Consider the following 20,691-nt stretch of genomic DNA (forward strand, 5'->3'; position numbering starts at 1 on the left):
CTAGCTCATCGCTTTTGTAATGCTTCATGTCGATACAAATACAACGTCTAAGCCTAGCGTGTAATTACTTCATTAAGCTTTGAAGCCAACCCAGCCCATCCTCTGTTTTTCCTTTGGGCCGATACTCGCAGCCTACCCAGCCTTGGTACCCCATGTCATCCATCAATTTAAATAGATAAGCGTAATTTACTTCACCGTCATCCGGCTCATTTCTGTTGGGGACGCTTGCGATTTGAGTATGGGCAATATCGTTAAAGTACTTTTTGAATGTAGTTGCTAAATCACCCTCCATGATTTGAGCATGATAAAAATCCATTTGTACTTTGACATTGGGTTCACCACATTCAGATCGAAGCTCATGGGCTTGCGCCTGTGTATTTAGAAAATATCCAGGCATGTCTCGTGTATTAATAGGCTCTAACAATAGATTTAGTTGATGTTTTGCTAATTCTTGCGCAGCAAACTTCATGTTTTCTAGATAAGTTTTGCGATGCAGGCTTTTATCAGAATTAGCTGGAATCAAACCAGCCATCATATGCAGCTGCGGTGTCCCCAAGACCAATGCGTATTCAACTGCTTTAGCAACGCCAGCACGAAATTCCTCTTCACGTCCAGGTATTGCCGCGATTCCACGCTCACCCGCCGCCCAATCTCCTGGCGGAAGATTGAAAAGGACATTTTTTAGATTATTTTCATTAAGCCACTGTCGGACTTCAGCAGGCGCATAGTCATAGGGAAACAAAAACTCCACTGCATCAAATCCGGCACTGGCAGCAGCAGCAAAACGAGCCGGGAAGTCATGCTCGTTAAACATCATGGTTAGATTGGCGGCAAATTTTGGCACAAAATCTCTTTATTAAAAGTTTGCAACTTCCAGAAAGCTTATTTCACTTTTTTGAGCTGAGTGCAACTCGCTCTATTTTTAGTTGTTAATACACTAGCACTACAAAATTCCATCTCGTCATTAATGACGTAACCCGTACCAACCCCAACATCGCTTGAAAACAATAATGTTTTCCCATCCTTATGAAATACTCCAGTCACTAGATTTTTAACGCCATCACGCCAAGTTGTTTCGCCCTGAAAAGCACCACCATCTTGGGCGCTAATAACGAACTTGATGATGGCTGAATCTTTCTTGTTAGACAAAACTAAACGGGACTGCTTGTCTTCAGTGCCACTTGAAGCGCTTACTGCGGAAACCGCTTCCCAAGTACCCAAAATACTTGGCGCTGATTGAGCGCTTGCAGCACTAGAAAATACCACTGCAATAAGGGGTAAGAATTTTTTAATAAACATGGTGATTCCCTTTAATTAATTTATTTAGCAATATCTACTAGTAAAACTTAAATTCTAAAATCTACATCATATCTATTATTATTCGCCCGTAATCTTCTTGTCTTTAATTAGACGACCCCATGTTGCCGATTCTTTGGCCATATACTTTGCGAGCTCCTCACGCGAAGTTGGCATTGGAGTAAGTCCATGATCATTCAGTTGCCTCACAACATCTGGTGACTTAAGAACTTTCACTATCTCAGTATTCCAGCGATCCAATATTGGGGCTGGGACCTTGGATGAAGCAACAAATGCATACCAATTAATCGCATTAAAACCGGGGTAACCAGATTCGGCAATAGTTGGAACTTTAGGTAGCGACTTCAGACGTTGGGGTCCAGTAACCGCCAAAGGAATAAGTTGCCCATTTTCAATATAGGCCTGGGCTGTACTGTAGGTCGAAAAATACGCTGCAACACGACCACCCAATAAATCCTGTAAAGCTGGTGCACCACCCTTGTAAGGCACGTGCACTGTTTGAATATTCGCCATTTCATCCAACAACTCTCCCGCTAGATGCGAGGCGGAGCCAGGCCCGGTAGAGGCATATTCTAATTTCTTAGGATTTTTCTTGGCGTAAGCAACGTACTCTGCAAATGTTTTGATGCCAGTGCCAGAATTAACAACCAGAATGTTCGGGAAATTAACACCCATCGTAATTGGCGAAAGATCTTTAAATGGATCGTATGGCAACTTCATCATATGCGGCGCAATCGTAAGCGGACCAACCGAGCCAAACAAGATGGTGCTTCCATCCGTTGGTCCAGTAGCCACAAACTGATGGGCAATATTCCCACCTGCACCACCTCGATTGTCAACGACCACATTTGCTCCAATGTTCTCGCCAAGTGCTTTCGAGATAATCCGAGCTGCCGTATCTGCAGCTCCTCCAGCCGCAAACCCAACGACCACTGTGATTGTTTTTTTAGGTGGAAACTCCTGAGAATATGCTGAGTGGCTAAGTAGGCCAATAGCAATACTGAAGATGAGATTAAAAATATTAGTTTTCTTCATTGCAATCATTTTTACTACTCCCCACCCAAACCAAGCTTGTTAGGTTGACGCTTTTCAATTGCATTCTTTAAAAGCGCAGCAAGTCTATAGAAACCATGGGCAAATTTTCCATAAGGCATAGTCAAAAAGAAACCCATGACAAAACCTAAATGAATAGCTAGTAATGCTGGCATTGCACTAGTATCACGATACGCTAGAAGAGCCAAACCTGAGGCGCTAATCAAAAATAGCAACACAATAAATGCTCTATCCATTGGCTTTTGAGAAGCATCGCCATGCTCAGCATTTCGTTTGAAATTTGAATATAGCAAACCTGCAGGACCAATTAACAATCCAATGCCACCCAGCGTTCCTAAAATTACGGGCAAGCTATTGAGGGCATATGGAGCATGCAAGCCTAATAAATAGTGATACAAGGTTGCTACGCTAGTTGCCGCAAAGCAAAGCATAAATCCATAGAAGGTGAAGTGATGAAACCGCTTACGCCACAAAGTAAACGCATCATCTTCATTATTGCAACCCTCTCCATGACCTCCACCAAGATACTTCAAGGTCAAAGCATCGTGTGTAGCTTCAGCTACTGCATTACCCGAGCTTATGCCTGGTGAAATGCCACGCCAGAAATTCTGAAGACCAATCCATAGAGCAAGAATTGAAAATCCAAAAACTGCACCAAACATGATTGCCAGCGTATTGTGAGAAAAGATGGCGTAAAAATTACCCTGAAGCGGTTCTGAAGATAAAGTTCCATTAACCGCTAGTGTAAGTAGCAAAAATAAAATGAGCGAGAAAGAAACAGCCATTGAGACGGCTACACCATTTTTTCTATATAAAGAGCCAAAGGATTTTGGCCACGCATAAGCAATATAGGTGTCTTTGCGTACTTGAGCCATCACCTTTGGAATATTTATAGCAAACTCATGGGGAGGGGCATATTGGCAAGCATGTAAGCATGCTCCACAGTTATGACAAAGATTTGCCATGTAATTTACATCGGCAGGCAAAAACTCTATCCTGCGCGTCATCGCAGGAAATACCGCGCAAAATCCTTCGCAGTACCGACAAGAATTACAAATAGTCAACATGCGTGCCGCTTCCACCTCCGGCGCATTTGAAACCAAGGCGCTAGCTTCAGCAATTAAGGATTTAATTTGCTGCATGAGTATGACCTTTTTGATGAATTGCCGCTTTTGCCGCCTCGCCTCCTGCTGCACGACCAAATACTGTCCCTATAGCCATACCAATCCCCGCCGCATAACCTTTACCAAGCACATTGCCAGCCATCATTTCGCCAGCTACAAATAAATTTTCGCTTGGTTGATTATTAAAACGTACCGCTGCAGATTCATCGGTTTTTAAGCCTAAATAGGTAAATGTAACGCCAGGACGAACCGCATAGCCATAAAAAGGACTTCTATCAATTGGCAACGCCCAGTGTGTTTTGGGTGGCTCTAAACCTATAGTATGGCAGTCATCCATAATCGTATGATCAAAGGTACCTACTCTACATGCTGCGTTATAAGTTCTTACTGTTTGCACTAATGCGTTCGGATCTAAACCCAGCTTCTCTGCCAATTCTTCCAAGGTATCAGCTTTTTCACCTGGAAATACCGGCGGCATAAAACGACCCAATACTTTTGAATCAATTATCGAGTAGCCAATTTGGCCAGGCTGCTGCGCAACCAATCTTCCCCAGAAAGCATAACGCTTCGGCCAAAAGTCCTCACCCTCGTCAGAGAAACGCTGAGCATTTTTATTCACCACAATTCCAAATGAAACTGCATCGATGCGAGTGCATATGCCACCATCATATAAAGGTGCGCGAGCATCTACCGCAACCATATGCGCCTGCGTTGGATCGCTAACAGAATCCGCACCCAAGTCTATTAATTGCTTGAGCAAAACACCTTTGTTATATTGAGTTCCGCGTATTAAAAAATTATCAGCTGGTGACTCGCCATACTCATTGACACCCCAAGCCTCTTTAAGCCACTCACGGTTTGACTCAAAACCACCAGCCGCTAAGACACAAGTCTTGGCTTCAATTCGCTCGTCACCCACATAGGCGGCTATAAATTTTCCATCTTGGATTTCAACAGAATCTACAGGAGAGTTATAGCGAATTTTTACACCCAACTTTTCAGCGCTTCGGTAATAGGCATTGACCAATGCTTTGCCTCCACCCATAAAAAATGCATTGGTACGGGATAGATTGAGAGTCCCTGATAAAGGTGGCTGAAAGTGCACTCCATGCTGGGACATCCATTTGCGACATTGGGCTGACCCACGTATGACAAATCTTGCCAATCTCTCATCTGTCTTACCACTGGTCACTTTTAAGACATCCTGCCAATACTCTTCCTCTGGATACGTTTCCAGCATGACATCTTCTGGCTGTTCATGCATAGCGCGAATATTGCGGGTATGAGCAGAGTTACCGCCCCGCCATTCTTTTGGGGCAGCTTCCAAAATTAATACGGACGCTCCAACTTCTCTAGCAGTGATGGCGGCACAAAGAGCAGCGTTACCCCCGCCAATAACCAGCACATCTAGTGATTGTTTTACTTGAAAACCCATATTACTAACATCCAAAAGAACTTTTATGTTGATAGGTGAAATATAAACTTAAATGAAGAAAACCCCCACCATTGCTGATGAGGGTTTGCTTTTCTGGTGGGCCCACCAGGACTTGAACCTGGGACCAAAGGATTATGAGAGCAGACAACCAAAGAAAACCATTAGGATTTCAAGAGGTTACGTCGCCTGATTATCGGTGTGTAGTGTTTTGTGTAGTGAAATAACTCATCATTTAAGAATTACTTTCTCAGTCTTTGGTTTTGAAAACCACAGGATTTTTACAGCAACCATTTCACACTTCGTTGCTCCAAAGTGCTTTTAGAGAAGAAATAAGCGTTACTTAAAGTAACGCTTATTAATTTTGCAGTTGCCTTGCTTTATTAGCTATCGCTCTATTTTCAATGCATCTATGGCAACGTAGTGTTTTTGTAATTTTGCCTCGACTTCGAGAGATGATTGTCTGCAAACGATTAACGGGAATTAACATTCCACAGCTAGGACAAATTTTAGATGTCTGACCATTCTCAGCCATAGAATAATTCAGCCCCTCAAATTGATATTAGTAGTCAAGACTTGTCTTCAAAAATATGGGGAATTTGATCTACTAGCACTCTTTTAGAAATGGCAACGGACTCATTAACATCCGACTCAACCAATTTCCTTGCGTTAGCGCAACTATTTCGGTGCTGGCAGTTAGCTAAAGTGCCGCTATTTTTCTGATTTTGGTACGTAGTACAGGAATCGCGCATCCAACTACCATCTAACGGACAAGAATCATTTGTTTTCATTTCGCCTCCTCCAGCCATATATACAGCCACCAATCTATAGCATCTAAGAAAATAGCCTTTGATCTAGATTAAATATGTTGCACTGCTTTCAGGCTTATTGTGATTTGATCTTTGCCGGGTATGGATGCTTCGTAATCTGCCCATATATATACGCAACGATAACCAATACAACTGAGTCTGCAAAAACAGGATATAAAGCAAAGTAATAGTTAGTAATTTTTCCCGTTGAAATGAAGAGTGCTAGCATTAGAGCGGTTGGCTGAAAACACTTCAATGCATACATTGCAATTGCTGAAGCAGAAACACTTAGGATCATCGCAATATTTGACTCAGGAAAGATATAAATGCTTGCGGAAGCCAACAGCGCAGAGACAACATTTCCCTCAATAATAGTTTTTGGATGAAACATTGGACTGGCTGGCATCAATAAGATCATTAGTGCTGTTACCAAAAAAACAGCATTAATTTCCATTGATTTATCTGCTGGCCCAACAAATTCATTAACAAGGACAACGGCCATAATTAAGACATCTAGCCCAAAACAGACTCTTAAGATATCTAGCCAACTAAAGCCATATGGATCTGGTGGGATACATTTTTTTATATACGCACGCACCTTTTCCCATTCTATTTTCTTCATACCTGAAATGTATCAGATACCCCAAAGGAAAGACAAATGCTAATACTTGAGAGTAGTAACAAATTCAGTAGGGATCATTCGCGGTTTAGCAGGAGTTGCTCGATCAGGCGTTCCAATATTAATAAAGCATAAGGGATCCTCATGATCTTTTAAGCCAAACAGATCTCTAACAGGCTTCATATACATAGATTTACCGCTAGTAGGGCTGGCACCAAACCCCATAGCATTTGCCATCAGAAAAATATTCTGAATAGCACAACCCGCTGAAATAATGCGCTCACTAGGAGGAACTTCTGACTCTGTTCCCCTGGCATTGACAATTGCCAACATCACCAACGGCGCTCTATGCGCCTTAACCATAGCATCTTGAATCTGCTGTTCGGTGGCATCCGGATCGCGCTCAACAAGTGATTTTGCAAATGCATCAGCCAGCAACCCCCTGCACTCCAATGGGCAAATTACAAACCTCCAAGGTCTCGTTAGATTGTGATCTGGAGCTGTAGCAGCCATCGAAAACATTAAATCCAACTGCTCTTGTGAAGGCCCTGGCTGGAATAAACGTTTAGGCAAATATGACTGACGTGAAGAAATTAGCGCTGCGGCCATTTCTGTCATTGAATTATTTGGCATGCTTGATCTCTCCATCAAATTGATCGTCTAAATAAGGGCCTGTTCCACAGTTATCTGCAGAATGTGCCGGAATAAATTTGCCAGCAGTTACATCAAAAACTTGAACTTCGCCATCTTCGATAACGTAATACCAACCATGTAAAGTTAACTTTTTCTTTTCCACTTGTGCGCGAACCATGGGGTAGTCCATCAGCCGCTCAAGTTGCAGAACAATAGAGCGTTGCTCCACCCTCCTTAATGCCTCTGGAGTTTGCCTAACCGGCAAAAGGGCTTCCTTAATCAAGTCCAACCAAGCGGTTAAGTTAATTGCTTCTCTGGGCACCCCTTCATAGGCTGACCTTACCGCCCCACAATGACTATGCCCACAAACTACAATTCTGCTAACTTTCAATTGCATTACAGCAAATTCAATTCCTGCAGCCGTACCATGAATACCATAAGAACCATCATACGGAGGAACAATAGCCCCAACATTACGAAGAATGAATAAATCCCCAGGGCCAGTTCCAGTTAACAGATAAGGAACAATTCTTGAATCAGAGCAACCTAAAAATAAAGTTTTTGGCGATTGCCCCTGCTCTATAAGAGATTCAAACTCTTGACGATGCGCAGGAAAGTATTCTGTACGAAACTTTCTTAGTCGCTCTAATAGCTCATCTGGCATCGTCAATCCAAACCTTACTTACGCCCAATACCGAGGCGGCGACTACGCACTATTTGATATGGTCTTACCAAATAAGTTACAGATGCAAAGCCGCTCCAAATGTGCACTAAGCGAGTAAATGGGAAAATTAAAAAGATAGTCATACCCAAAAACATATGCAACTTAAATACCCAATCAACACCACTCAGCAGAGCAACTGCGCCTGAATTAAAGGTAACGATATCTTGAGCCCAACCAGCGAATTTCATCATCATTGAGCCATCTAAATGTTGCCCTGAAAGCGGGATGGTCGCAAGTCCAAGCAAAAGCTGAAACCACAAAATGACAGCAATCAAAATATCGCTAGTTTTTGAAGTCGCTCTAATGCGATCATCTGTTAAACGACGATGTAACAGAATCGTCAGACCAATAAACCCAAACGTTCCAGCAATACCTCCTGTTGCCATAGCCATTACTTGCTTTTGCCCTGCAGTAATGAATGGCTCATACAAGAAGTGCGGCGTTAGCATTCCAAAGAAATGGCCGAAAAATAAGAATAAAACTCCAACATGAAAAAAGATACTTCCTATGCGCAACTGTTTTTTACGTAATAGCTGACTAGAATCGCTTTTCCAGGTGTATTGGTCTCGATCAAATCGAATTAAGCTACCTACAAAAAAAACTGTCAGGCAGATGTATGGGTAAATTCCAAAAATAAAAGTATCTAAATAGCTCATGACTGAACTCCCTCTAATTCTTTTGCGCGCTTCACAAAGTGCATTGGTTGCGCTTCCCCTGGTTTAGATTGACCTCGCGTGGAGCAACCGCTAAATGCTGGTGGCTCCGCCCACTCCTCATCCATAGAATTTTCTTCAGGTTTTAAGTCAACAATCTTGAACTTTTCACCTGAAAACTCAATGGCAGCAGCAATTAGCCATGCATACTGATTATTACGAGATACCAAAGTTGAATACACTGCGTTCAAAATGTGAGCCATTTCGCCAATAAATTGCTTAGCCTGGTCCAATGGAAGCGTTGAAGCAAACTCAAGAATGATGGGTAAATGATCAGGCAACTCATTGGCGCTTAATTGCAAACCACCTTCTTTATAAGTTTGCAGCAAATCCACCATTGCCTGACCTCGCTCACGTGAGTCTCCATGGACATGCTCAAATAGATGCAAAGAGGTTGCTCTGCCGCGATCAAAGCACTCTACATAGTTTTCTTGTGAATCAAATAAATCAGATGTTTGCAAAGAATTTACAAAATCTACCAAACCGCCATGCACCTTCTTACTTAGCTTTGGCATGCCATTTAAAGCCTCAGCAACTTCAGTTAAATGCTCCATCAATTCCTGATCGGGATATTGCAGCAATCTAGATAACGCTCTTAAAGGTAATGAATGTTTCATTCTTTCTCCTTACACTGCAGGCTTGATTGGAATAGTCCGACGTTTTGTGCCGCCGAATAAGCTTAATTCAGAGTCGCCATCAGAACAGCCATTACCGAAAGTAAATCCACAGCCACCTTTCATATCAAAAGTGTTTTCAGCGTACTCTCGGTGCGAAGTTGGAATCACAAAACGATCTTCGTAGTTTGCAATTGCCATAATCTGATACATATCCTCAACCTGATCTTCAGATATGCCGGCCTGTTTAATAGCTTCTAGATTTCTGGTTCCGTCTACATGCTTATCCCGTTGCCATGCGCGCATTGCCAACATCTTCTCAAGAGCAGACACGACCGGCGCCTCATCACCAGCCGTCAACATATTGGCTAGATACTGAACTGGTATACGCAATTGCTTCACATCAGGAATATGTCCATTGACACCAACATAACCAGCTTCGACTGCACCTGTTACTGGAGACAATGGTGGAACATACCAAACCATCGGCAAGGTTCTGTATTCAGGGTGGAGCGGTAATGCGATCTTCCAATCCATCGCCATCTTGTATACAGGGCTTTTCTTTGCTGATTCAACCCATGAAGGTGGAACGCCATCCAATAAGGCTTGCTTTTGAACTTCAGGATCGTTTGGATCTAAAAATACTTTTAATTGAGCGTTATAGAGATCCTTTTCATTTTCAACGCTGGCAGCATTTTCAATTTGATCAGCGTCATACAACATCACCCCCAAATACCGGATACGTCCAACGCAGGTTTCAGAACATACCGTAGGTTGACCAGCCTCGATACGTGGATAGCAGAAAATACACTTCTCTGCTTTGCCGCTCTTCCAGTTGTAATAAATCTTTTTGTATGGGCAGGCTGATACGCACATACGCCAGCCGCGACATTTATCTTGATCAATCAGAACAATGCCATCTTCTTCACGTTTGTATATAGAACCTGATGGGCATGATGCAACGCATGCTGGATTTAGGCAATGCTCGCAAAGCCTTGGCATATACATCATGAAGGTATTTTCAAACTGACCCCATACATCTTTTTGCATTTGATCAAAGTTTGAATCTTTACTTCGTTTGACGAACTCACCACCAAGAATTTCTTCCCAGTTTGGACCCCATTCAATCTTTTCCATCCGCTTGCCAGTAATCAAACTACGTGGTCGTGCTGTTGGAGCCGCCTTTGATTCTAGTGCTGACTGAAGATGCTCATAGTCAAATGTAAATGGCTCATAGTAATCATCAATTTCAGGCAGATTTGGATTGCCAAATAAATTCATCCAAATCTTGGATCTACCACCTTGTTTAGGCTCAATCTTGCCATTGCTTTTACGCTTCCAGCCACCCTTCCATTTCTCTTGATCTTCCCAGTTTTTAGGATATCCAATGCCAGGCTTTGACTCCACGTTATTGAACCAAGCGTATTCCATGCCAGGACGGTTGGTCCAAACTTGTTTACAAGTAACTGAACAAGTGTGACAACCAATACACTTATCCAAGTTCAAAACCATGCCAATTTGTGCGCGAATTTTCATCTTATTTCTCCGTTACGCTTGAACTGTGTTGGCATTTTCACTATCAAGCCAATCAATATTTCGCATTTTTCGAACCTTCACAAATTCATCGCGATTCGTGCCAATCGTTCCGTAATAGTTAAATCCGTAACTTAATTGGGCATAACCACCAATCATGTGAGTAGGCTTAAGAACAATTCTCGTTACTGAGTTATGAATTCCACCACGCATACCCGTAATTTCTGATCCAGGAGTATTAATAATCTTTTCCTGCGCGTGATACATCATGATCATTCCTGGGTTTACCCGTTGACTTACCACTGCTCTAGCTGCAATTGCGCCATTCGTGTTGTACAACTCAACCCAGTCGTTATCGACAATGCCTGCTTTTGCAGCATCGTCTTCACTCAACCAAACCACTGGGCCACCGCGATTTAAAGTCAACATCATCAAGTTGTCGCTGTATGTTGAATGAATGCCCCACTTTTGGTGCGGTGTAATGAAATTAAGCACAATTTCATTATTCCCATTTGGCTTAATACCTTCAACCTCACCAATGGTCTTCAAGTCAACTGGCGGTCTGTATGAAACGAACCCTTCGCCAAATGCTCTCATCCACTTGTGATCTTGATAAAACTGCTGACGACCAGTGAGTGTTCTCCATGGAATGTATTCATGAACATTGGTGTAGCCTGCGTTATAAGAAACTTTCTCACTTTCTAAACCTGACCATGTAGGCGAGCTAATAATTTTTCTTGGCTGAGCCTGGATATCACGGAACCGAATTTTTTCGTCTTCGCGATGCAGGGCTAAATGGGCGTGTTCACGACCGGTGATTTTTGAAAGCGCATCCCAAGCTTTAACAGCTACGTGCCCGTTAGTTTCGGGAGCTAGCATTAAAACCACTTCAGCAGCATCAATATCTGTGGAGATTTTTGCCATGCCCGCCATTTCGCCGTGCTCAACTTTGCCATTAAGCTCACGTAGCTGCTCGACCTCAACTTTCGTATCCCAGGCGATTCCTTTGCCACCATTGCCAACCTTATCCATTAGCGGGCCAAGAGCGGTAAATCGATTAAAGGTATTTGGATAATCCCTTTCCACCACGGTCATCTGTGGAGCAGTTTTTCCTGGGATTAAGTCGCATTCGCCTTTTTTCCATTCCTGCACATCAAATGCTTGCGCCAATTCTGCAGGGGTGTCATGCATTAATGGGGTAAGAACAATTTCTTTTTCCACTCCAAGATGTCCAACACATACTTCGGAGAACTTTTTAGCAAATCCTTTGTAAATTTCCCAGTCACTGCGCGCTTCCCATGCAGGATCTACTGCTGTAGATAAAGGATGGATAAATGGATGCATGTCACTGGTATTCAAATCATTTTTTTCATACCATGTTGCAGTTGGTAAAACGATATCTGAATACAAGCAAGTTGTACTCATCCGGAAATCGAGCGTAACCAATAAATCCAACTTGCCTTCTGGTGCTTTGTCGTGCCACTCAACCTCAGATGGCCGTGCCTCATCCTTGCCTAAATCCTTGCCCTGCACTCCATGGCTTGTACCTAATAGGTGCTTTAAGAAGTACTCATGGCCCTTGCCTGATGAGCCCAAAATATTTGAACGCCATACAAACATATTGCGTGGCCAGTTATTTGGGTGATCAGGGTCCTCGCAACTCATCTCTAGGGAGCCAGCTTTAAGGCTCTTAACCGCATACTCCTTTGGATCTTCACCAGCAGCAATTGCTTCTTTAACAACATTCAAAGGATTAGTTTTGAGCTGAGGAGCTGAAGGCAACCACCCCATTCGCTCAGCACGAACGTTGTAGTCAATCATGCTGCCTTTATAGTCATCTTTATTCGCTAGAGGAGATAACACTTCCTCCATACCCAATTTTTCATAACGCCACTGATCGGTATGAGCATAGAAGAAGCTAGTAGAGTTCTGTTGGCGTGGTGGACGAATCCAATCCAACGCAAATGCTAATGCGGTCCAGCCTGTTTGTGGGCGCAGTTTTTCCTGTCCAACATAGTGCGCCCAACCACCACCGCTTTGACCAATACAGCCGCACATCATCAACATATTGATAATGCCGCGATAGTTCATATCACAGTGGTACCAATGGTTCATGGCGGCACCAATAATGACCATGGACTTACCTTTAGTCTTCTCAGCGTTGTCGGCAAACTGACGTGCAACGGCGATTACTTGATCACGTTTAACGCCAGTGATTGATTCTTGCCATGCTGGCGTATAAGGCACGTTGTCATCGTATGATTTTGCGCAATCGCCGCCCAAACCTCTATCAATGCCATAATTGCCAGCCAATAAATCGAAAACAGTTGCTACATAAACTTCTTTTGAAGCTCCATTCTCAACAAAGGACATTTTTTTAGCAGGGATATTACGCACTAAAACATCGCTTTGCTTATTCACATCAAAGTGAGGCGTGTCAATACCGCCAAAGTAAGGGAATCCAACAGGCACCACATCATGAATCGCCTGATCCTCCATCAAAGACAACTTGAGGGTTACCTCGTTATCATGATGCGCTTCTTTGGACTCAAGATTCCATTTGCCTTGATCTTTACGACCTTCTTGGCCCCATCTAAAACCAATTGAGCCATATGGAACTACAGGCTTGCCAGCAGTATCTAACGCTACCGTTTTCCACTCAGATCCATTGGTTTGACCTAAATTACCTTCGAAGTCACTTGTGCGAGCATATCGACCAGGTACCAATACTGTTCTGCCGTCTTCAAGCGTCTTTTCTTCTAACACAACCAGATTTGGCATATCAGTGTAGCGACGCACATAGTCATCAAAATATTCAGTGCGCTTATTGAAATAAAACTCTTTCAAAATCACATGACCCATCGCCATTGCGATCGCAGCATCAGTGCCTTGCTTTGGGTGCATCCAGATATCAGCCAATTTTGAAACTTCGGCATAGTCCGGAGTAATTGCTACTGTCTTAGCGCCCTTGTAGCGAACTTCAGTGAAAAAGTGCGCATCAGGAGTTCTTGTTTGCGGGACATTGGAACCCCAGGCAATGATGTATGTCGAGTTATACCAATCAGCTGATTCAGGCACGTCCGTTTGCTCACCCCAAATTTGTGGGCTAGCTGGCGGCAAATCGCAATACCAATCGTAAAAACTCATGCATACGCCGCCTATTAGACTTAAGTAACGTGAACCAGCGGCATAACTCACCATCGACATCGCTGGAATTGGTGAGAAACCGATAATACGATCTGGGCCATGCTTTTTAATGGTGTACACATTGGCAGCGGCAATGATTTCATTTACTTCATCCCATGATGTGCGAACAAAGCCGCCTTTACCGCGCATTTCTTGCCAGGTTTTTCTTTTGGCATCACTTTCAACTAATGTTGCCCAGGCATCTACTGGACTTTTTGCAACTGCTCGCACTTCTCGCCATTGTTTTAACAACTTGCCGCGAATCATTGGATACTTCACGCGATTAGCGCTATACATATACCAGCTATAACTCGCACCGCGTGCACAACCGCGCGGTTCATGGTTCGGAAGATCTGGCCTAGTACGTGGGTAATCTGTTTGCTGTGTTTCCCAAGTTACGATACCGCCCTTAACGTAAATTTTCCAAGAGCATGAACCAGTACAGTTGGTGCCATGGGTTGAGCGCACGATCTTATCGTGCTGCCAACGTGATCGGTAAGCATCCTCCCATGTACGGTCTTCGCCAGTGACCTTCCCATGCCCCTCCGAAAATGATTCAGTATCTGTAGATAAAAATTTCAGGCGATCTAAAAAATGGCTCATATCAATCCTTTAAATGTTCTTAGCAAGGCATTGGTGCGTTTTTACGGCTGTAGTACCACCAAGTAATCAAAGTACATGTGACGTAAAAAATAATGAATGAATACAAGGCGGCTTCAGGACCACCTGTAGCTGCAATAGATGTTCCATAGCTTTTAGGAATAAAGAATCCACCATAAGCGCCAATCGCAGAGCTAAATCCCAATACAGCCGCAGCCTCTTTATTGGCATCACGAATTGCCTGCTCTTTATCAGCTGGATTGTTTCCGGCGGCACGTTGACGCTCTGTCAGGAAAATGACTGGAATCATGCGGAATGTCGAGCCATTACCAATACCTGATGTAGCAAATAGCAACATGAAAGCGAAGAGAAATCCATAGAAATTACCGCCAGCACCTTGTGAAGGTAAAAAATTCAAGACGGCAAATACACCAGCACCCATTGCAATAAAGTTCCAGAATGTCACGCGAGCGCCGCCTAATTTATCCGCCAGCCAGCCGCCGAATGGACGCGCTAAAGCACCCACCAAAGGACCAAGCCAGGCATAACTCAAGGCATTGACGCCGGGAAATTGGCTTTTAATTAACAATGGAAATCCAGCGGAGTATCCGATGAATGAACCGAAGGTGCCCAAATACAACCAGCACATTAGCCAGTTATGTTTGCGCTTAAAGATCACAGCCTGATCAGCAAACGAAGCTTTTGCTTCAGCCAAATCATTCATACCAAACCATGCTGCGATTGCTGCTGCTGCAATAAATGGCACCCAAATAAAACCAGCGTTTTGCAACCACATTGGTACTTGCTGCCCTGCCTTGGTAACCGTCTGTGACTCACCACCCAATGCACCAAAAACTCCTGCAGTAATGACCAATGGTACGACTAACTGAACGATCGAAACACCCAAATTACCCAATCCAGCATTCAGACCTAAAGCTGTTCCCTTCTGAGCTTTAGGATAGAAAAAACTAATATTCGCCATTGAAGATGCGAAATTACCACCGCCTAAACCACACAACAAGGCCAAAGCAATAAAGAATTCATAAGGAGTTGCTGGGTTTTGAACTGCAAACCCAATACCTATTGCTGGAATCAAAAGTGATGCCGTAGAAATGGCAGTCCATCGTCTTCCACCAAAAATAGGAACAGCAAAAGAATAAAAAATGCGTAATGTAGCGCCGCATAGCGCAGGCAATGATGCCAACCAGAAAAGTTGATTAGTTGAAAACTTAAATCCAACATTTGGCAGATTCACTACCACTACTGACCAGACCATCCAAACCGCAAACGCCAAGGTTAATGCAGGGATCGAAATAATCAGATTGCGTTTTGCAATTGATTTTCCAGTAGATTGCCAGAATTCTTTATTCTCTGGTTCCCAACGGGTAATTACTGTGGAGGACATTTTGTGCCTTTCTATAATGATTAATGGGTGGGATTAAGTGATTTCTCACCCATTACTTCAGTCTTACGAACTTCAGTTAAATACATCCAAATCAATGAAACCCAGACCACTCCATACATCAACATGAATGCGCTAGAGCGTATGCCGGTAATATCTAAAATTGCTCCAAACATGATTGGCAAAATGAATCCACCCAATCCACCCGCTAGACCCACAATTCCAGAAATAGTTCCAATATTGTTTGGATAGTCATCGCCGATATATTTGAAAACGCTAGCTTTACCAAACGCCCAAGCAACGCCCAATATCGCCATCAATGTTGTGAAGGCGTAGATGTTTAAGCCAATGTGATAGGTCTGTGGACCATTGATGGTTTGAATCGTGAAATCAGTTTGTGGATAAGACAAAAGGAAAAGGCAAACCCAACTAACCCACATTACCCACCAGGTAACTTGATGAGCACCATACTTATCCGAAAGCCAGCCGCCAATCGCCCTTAAGACTCCACCAGGAAGCGAAAAGCAAGCGGCCAATAGCGCTGCAGTACGAATTTCTAGACCAAACTCACCAACGTAGTACTGCACCATCCAAAGACTTAAACCAACATAGCCACCAAAAACAATGCTGTAATACTGGCAATAGCGAAGCACCTTTGGATCTTTAAGCGCCTTTAATTGATCTTTAAAAGAAATATTGCTTGATACTAAATGTGAGGGATCGCTGGCGCTAAACATCCAAAACAGGATTGCCATACCGAGCATCACAGCAGCGTAAACCTGGGGAACCATCGTCCACCCAAAAGCCACCACTAGGGCTGGCGCAACAAACTTATTTACTGCAGCACCAGAATTACCAGCACCATACACACCCATTGCAAAGCCTTGGCGATTTTTTGGAAACCATCTAGCAACATAGGGTGTTCCAACCGAAAACGATCCTCCGGCCAAACCAACAAATAGCCCAATAGTCAAAAAGTGCCAATATTCTGTTGCATACGCCATCATCCAAATAGGGATGACAGTTGATAGCATCAAAATAAACATCACAATGCGACCGCCGTAACGATCAGTCCAGATTCCCAAAGGCACACGCACTAATGAGCCGGTCAGAATCGGTGTGGCCGTCAATAACCCGAATTGGGTTGCATTTAGATTGAGTGCTTTTTTGATTGGGATGCCAATAACACCAAACATCATCCACACCATAAAACATACGGTGAACGCTAAGGTGCTCACAATCAGGACTGAATAAGCTTTATTGCTGGTTTTGGTAGTCGTACTCATGAATATCCCCTAATCTCATGAGTGATTATCAAAACTAGAAGATGCTGAGCATATCCCCCAAAAGACTACTTTTAAAAAGCAGTCGAACTATGTCCATAAATGAAGATAGTTCTAAAGGACTACTACTTAAGAAGTAATGCCCTCAGCACTTGCAAAAACAGCCACTTGGACGCGCGATGAAAGATTGAGCTTTCTAAGCACGTGCTGAACATGAATTTTTACAGTTGTTTCTGCAATACCTAACTCTCTAGCAATTTCTTTATTACTTGACCCAGTGGCGATGAGTTTCACGGTTTCAAGCTCTCGCGGAGAAAGGCTGGTCAATAACGAGGGGCTAGTCGCACGCTCATCAGACTTCTTATTCGTCTTGAAGGCACTTACAAGCTTATGTGTCATCTCTTTGCTGATGACAGATTCGCCCGCGAAGGCTCTTCGAATGCCTAGCAATAAATCATCCTTTTCACTAGTTTTGAGCAAATACCCCTGCGCCCCATTCTGTAGCGCTTGAATTAAATCCCCTTCATCCTCACTAACAGTGAGCATCATCACCGTTGACTCAGGGGATGCATGGAAAATATCTGGCAAAGACTGAATACCGCTAGCGCCTGGCAAATGGTTGTCCAGCAAAATGACGTCGGGCTTTAACGTTTTACAAAGTCGAATGGCCTCAATGGCATCCCCAGCCTCTCCAATCACCTCTAAATCTTGCGCTTGCGACAGTAAAGCAATTAAGCCGCGCCTAAACAAGGTGTGGTCATCAACGACCAGTATATGAATCTTTTCCACTCTTACACCCTCACACCTTTCTACTTAGGCAACTTATGCTGGCAATATTAGCAGTACTTTGGTGCCCGCTGGAGTATTTGCCTCGACTTGTAAATCAGCGCCAATCTTCATTGCCCGCTCTTTCATGATGCTCATACCCACATGCGTGCTATCAATCGAAATTTCATCCAGCAAAAAGCCAATGCCGTCATCTATAACTTGAAATACCCATTGTGGTGACTGATTCACAATCACCTTCACATTTTTGGCCTTGGAATGCTTGCGAATATTTGATAAAGCTTCTTGGATCACATGCATTACTTGTATTTGAACATCTGGCGCTAAAGGTAAGCCTTGCCCATGTATCTCTAGTTCGCTATGAATATCTGATTGGTGTTCAAATTTTTGCAAGGTGGTTCGAATTGCCGTTTCAATATCTTCAGTATTAGTGCGCGTCCTAAAATGCAACAACAACTCCCGAACATCGCTATAGCTTTCGCGCAAACCTTCATCTAGCTCGCCAAGAATTTTCTTCGCTTTAGTGGTGGCCGGCTCAACCAATTCATCCTTTAACATTCCAACTTGCATCTTAAGAAATGCCAGCGATTGAGCAATCGAGTCATGCAATTCTCTTGCCAAAAGACTTCGCTCTTCAGATATAGCCGCCTCTTTTTCCATCGCTTTAATACGCACAGCCTCCATAGCTCCCGCTAGATGATGGGCAAGCGTTTCAAATAGCGACTTTTGATCTTGATCTAAATCAGCCTCGTCAGAATAAAAAATATCAATTTCACCTAGCAAGTCTTGCTGAAAAAGAATCGGAACAGTAATGAGCGTCTTATAACCAGCTCGTACACAATGACGCTCTGCTTCCGTTTTAGGATTAAAGGTAACAACCTGAACTTCACTGAGTCCAGTAGATTGACCACAATAACAATCACCCGAAACTACGCACTGCTCCTCATGTGTAATAGCTTTTGGAAGATTTGCACCGGATAATAAAAAATAGCGACGATTTGCCTCATCTGTCCAACGGATCGCAATTGCAGAAGCCTTGCTAAGACTCATGATGCGCTCTGAAAATCCCTTGGCCAATCTTTCCAAGTTATCTTCACGCGATACAAATGAACTTAAATCATACAAGGCCTGTAAACGATTTTGGCGTTCCTGCAAGTGCAATGTCTTCTCTTTCACTTTAGCCTCAAGACCACCATACAAATCACTTATGGTGGCAGTCATGGAATTAAATCCGGCAGCTAAATCACCAAATTCATCCTGGGCATCAATTTTTACTCGAGTATTAAGCTTGCCAGATTTCACGCTCTCAAAACCAATTCGCAATTTTTCAACTGGATCCAAAATTACTGAGTAGCCTACATACATAATTAAGAGCGTAGCAACCAACGAGGTAGCTAACATCGCAAACTGAAATAAATGAAGCAAATTAGTCCAATAGTCCACCTCACCCTCAATTGAACCAACAAACCGATCAATGCTTGAGACAAAATTATCAACCTGCGCAACAGAAACGCCTTCTGATTTTTTAGCACTTAAATCCGACTTAATTGCATTCCATTGACTAGAAATACTGGCAAAATAATTTCGGTTGACTTTATTCCACGGCACAAAAAGCGGTCTAGATGGGTCACCATATTTCAGTGCAATGATGCTATCGTCAAACTTATGAATTAGCTTGGAGGCGGCTTCTTTATTACCTTCGCTAACCAAAAGAGCCAATTGATATGTTTGCATGCGCATACGACCTGCTTCATTAATTGCTGCAGCACCACCCTCCAACTTCCAGGTCACCCATAAAGTAAAACTGATCGATATCATGGCCAGCACCAGCAGCGCAGCGCCAATAAACGTTAACTTCTTTTTTAGGGTAAATTCTCTATTCATCATTTAGTAAAACTATACCTAAAAGCAACTATGCAAAGAGACAAAGAACCCAACTGGCTTCACCGCCTCCACCCTGGACTATTTGGCATGTCCTTAGGGCTACTTAGCCTTTCATTTACCTGGAGCAAATACTCCCACGTCACCTCAATTTCAACCTTTTGGATTGAGCGCTTTTTTCTTGGTCTTGGTCTCTTCATTCTATGCTTCTTAGCGACCCTCTGGATTATTAAAGCAATTTTTTACCCAAAAGCAATTAAAGAGAAGTTTTTAAATCCGGTTTTAGGCCCAATGATGGCCTACTTTCCAATTAGCACAATGCTTGCCATTGCTTTACTCTTCCCTAGATTTCCAGAGTACACAACTTTTGCATACACCTTAACTGCGTTTGCATTAATCATTCAAGTGACAATCGCATGGCGAGTAGTTAATTTACTATCTATGGGCCATATGCCCAGCGATCAAGTTACGCCAGCCCTATATCTACCAATTGTTCCGGGCGGTTTAGTTGGTGGCGCAGCTTTAACTGCAATAGGGTTGCCTGGCTTTGGCTATCTTGTTTGGGGGATGGGCCTTATTAGAAATGCGAATCTTGCATCGCCTATTTGCTGGACCATTACCGCCCCAATACCGATCAACCATTGGCATTGAAATGGGCCCCGCCGCAGTCAGCACAATTACCGCAGTAAGCATCTGGCCCAACATTCCTGTGGATGCCGTATTGGTTGGGCTTGGCATTGCCTCTGGACCTATATTTGCGGTATTAACTAGATGGAAATCGTGGACAGCAGTTCCATTTTCATTTGGATTTTGGTCTTTCGCCTTCCCTGCAGCCGCAACCACATCATGCATTATTGAGGCTGTAATTCGTGGCGGATGGCCCAATGCCGCGGCGACAATCGCAATTACGATAACTACAACTCTCGTTTTTTATTTGCTACTAAGAACCTTAGTGCTGCTTATTAAAAGACAGCTCTATTAA

General features: G+C 43.3%; 18 protein-coding genes. 2 read left to right on the forward strand and 16 right to left on the reverse strand.

Features of this window, described 5'->3' with window-relative positions:
- Positions 1-64: 64 nt before the first annotated feature.
- From otnI to FD973_RS09100, 16 genes are all read right to left on the reverse strand, one after another.
- A complete protein-coding gene (gene otnI / locus FD973_RS09025) occupies positions 65-844 on the reverse strand; it encodes a 2-oxo-tetronate isomerase (RefSeq protein ID WP_215323056.1) in 780 nt (259 codons plus the stop codon).
- Positions 845-882: 38 nt separating this feature from the next.
- Entirely contained in the window at positions 883-1,299 is a 417-nt protein-coding gene (locus FD973_RS09030; RefSeq protein WP_215323057.1) for a hypothetical protein, read from the reverse strand.
- A gap of 78 nt (positions 1,300-1,377) precedes the next feature.
- Entirely contained in the window at positions 1,378-2,352 is a 975-nt protein-coding gene (locus tag FD973_RS09035) for a tripartite tricarboxylate transporter substrate binding protein (protein ID WP_215324773.1), read from the reverse strand.
- Between the two features lie 14 nt (positions 2,353-2,366).
- Positions 2,367-3,512: a tricarballylate utilization 4Fe-4S protein TcuB gene (gene tcuB, locus FD973_RS09040; protein ID WP_215323058.1), complete on the reverse strand. Its 1,146-nt coding sequence runs from the start codon at positions 3,510-3,512 to the stop codon at positions 2,367-2,369.
- Positions 3,499-4,929, reverse strand: coding sequence for an FAD-dependent tricarballylate dehydrogenase TcuA (tcuA, locus tag FD973_RS09045; protein ID WP_215323059.1), 1,431 nt, complete (start codon positions 4,927-4,929; stop codon positions 3,499-3,501). The genes tcuB and tcuA overlap by 14 nt, the downstream gene beginning before the upstream one ends.
- Positions 4,930-5,811: 882 nt before the next feature.
- Positions 5,812-6,357 (reverse strand): HPP family protein, encoded by a 546-nt coding sequence (locus tag FD973_RS09050; protein WP_215323061.1) that lies wholly within the window; start codon positions 6,355-6,357, stop codon positions 5,812-5,814.
- Positions 6,358-6,396: 39 nt separating this feature from the next.
- On the reverse strand, positions 6,397-6,987 hold the full coding sequence (locus FD973_RS09055) for a nitroreductase (protein ID WP_251368764.1): 591 nt from the start codon (positions 6,985-6,987) through the stop codon (positions 6,397-6,399).
- Entirely contained in the window at positions 6,977-7,651 is a 675-nt protein-coding gene (locus FD973_RS09060) for a carbonic anhydrase (protein ID WP_215323063.1), read from the reverse strand. The genes FD973_RS09055 and FD973_RS09060 overlap by 11 nt, the downstream gene beginning before the upstream one ends.
- A gap of 14 nt (positions 7,652-7,665) precedes the next feature.
- Positions 7,666-8,367 carry a respiratory nitrate reductase subunit gamma gene (gene narI / locus FD973_RS09065; protein ID WP_215323065.1) on the reverse strand — a complete coding sequence of 234 codons (702 nt, stop codon included), beginning with the start codon at positions 8,365-8,367 and terminating at the stop codon, positions 7,666-7,668.
- Positions 8,364-9,041, reverse strand: coding sequence for a nitrate reductase molybdenum cofactor assembly chaperone (narJ, locus tag FD973_RS09070; RefSeq protein WP_215323067.1), 678 nt, complete (start codon positions 9,039-9,041; stop codon positions 8,364-8,366). The genes narI and narJ overlap by 4 nt, the downstream gene beginning before the upstream one ends.
- A gap of 9 nt (positions 9,042-9,050) precedes the next feature.
- Complete coding sequence (narH, locus tag FD973_RS09075; protein WP_215323069.1) at positions 9,051-10,574, reverse strand: nitrate reductase subunit beta; 1,524 nt, start codon at positions 10,572-10,574, stop codon at positions 9,051-9,053.
- A gap of 12 nt (positions 10,575-10,586) precedes the next feature.
- Complete coding sequence (locus FD973_RS09080; protein ID WP_215323071.1) at positions 10,587-14,360, reverse strand: nitrate reductase subunit alpha; 3,774 nt, start codon at positions 14,358-14,360, stop codon at positions 10,587-10,589.
- A 19-nt stretch (positions 14,361-14,379) separates the two neighbouring features.
- On the reverse strand, positions 14,380-15,762 hold the full coding sequence (locus tag FD973_RS09085) for a NarK family nitrate/nitrite MFS transporter (RefSeq protein ID WP_215323073.1): 1,383 nt from the start codon (positions 15,760-15,762) through the stop codon (positions 14,380-14,382).
- Positions 15,763-15,782: 20 nt separating this feature from the next.
- Positions 15,783-17,045 carry a nitrate/nitrite transporter gene (locus tag FD973_RS09090; protein ID WP_215323075.1) on the reverse strand — a complete coding sequence of 421 codons (1,263 nt, stop codon included), beginning with the start codon at positions 17,043-17,045 and terminating at the stop codon, positions 15,783-15,785.
- A gap of 126 nt (positions 17,046-17,171) precedes the next feature.
- Entirely contained in the window at positions 17,172-17,831 is a 660-nt protein-coding gene (locus FD973_RS09095; protein WP_215323077.1) for a response regulator, read from the reverse strand.
- A gap of 33 nt (positions 17,832-17,864) precedes the next feature.
- Complete coding sequence (locus tag FD973_RS09100; RefSeq protein ID WP_215323078.1) at positions 17,865-19,715, reverse strand: type IV pili methyl-accepting chemotaxis transducer N-terminal domain-containing protein; 1,851 nt, start codon at positions 19,713-19,715, stop codon at positions 17,865-17,867.
- A gap of 27 nt (positions 19,716-19,742) precedes the next feature.
- Between FD973_RS09100 and FD973_RS11130 the strand changes: the two genes are divergently transcribed.
- Positions 19,743-20,360: a hypothetical protein gene (locus FD973_RS11130; protein ID WP_215323079.1), complete on the forward strand. Its 618-nt coding sequence runs from the start codon at positions 19,743-19,745 to the stop codon at positions 20,358-20,360.
- A 1-nt stretch (position 20,361) separates the two neighbouring features.
- Positions 20,362-20,691 carry a hypothetical protein gene (locus tag FD973_RS11135; RefSeq protein WP_371816859.1) on the forward strand — a complete coding sequence of 110 codons (330 nt, stop codon included), beginning with the start codon at positions 20,362-20,364 and terminating at the stop codon, positions 20,689-20,691.

Origin of the sequence: Polynucleobacter sp. MWH-Braz-FAM2G (genome assembly GCF_018687635.1) — a bacterium.
GTDB lineage: Bacteria > Pseudomonadota > Gammaproteobacteria > Burkholderiales > Burkholderiaceae > Polynucleobacter.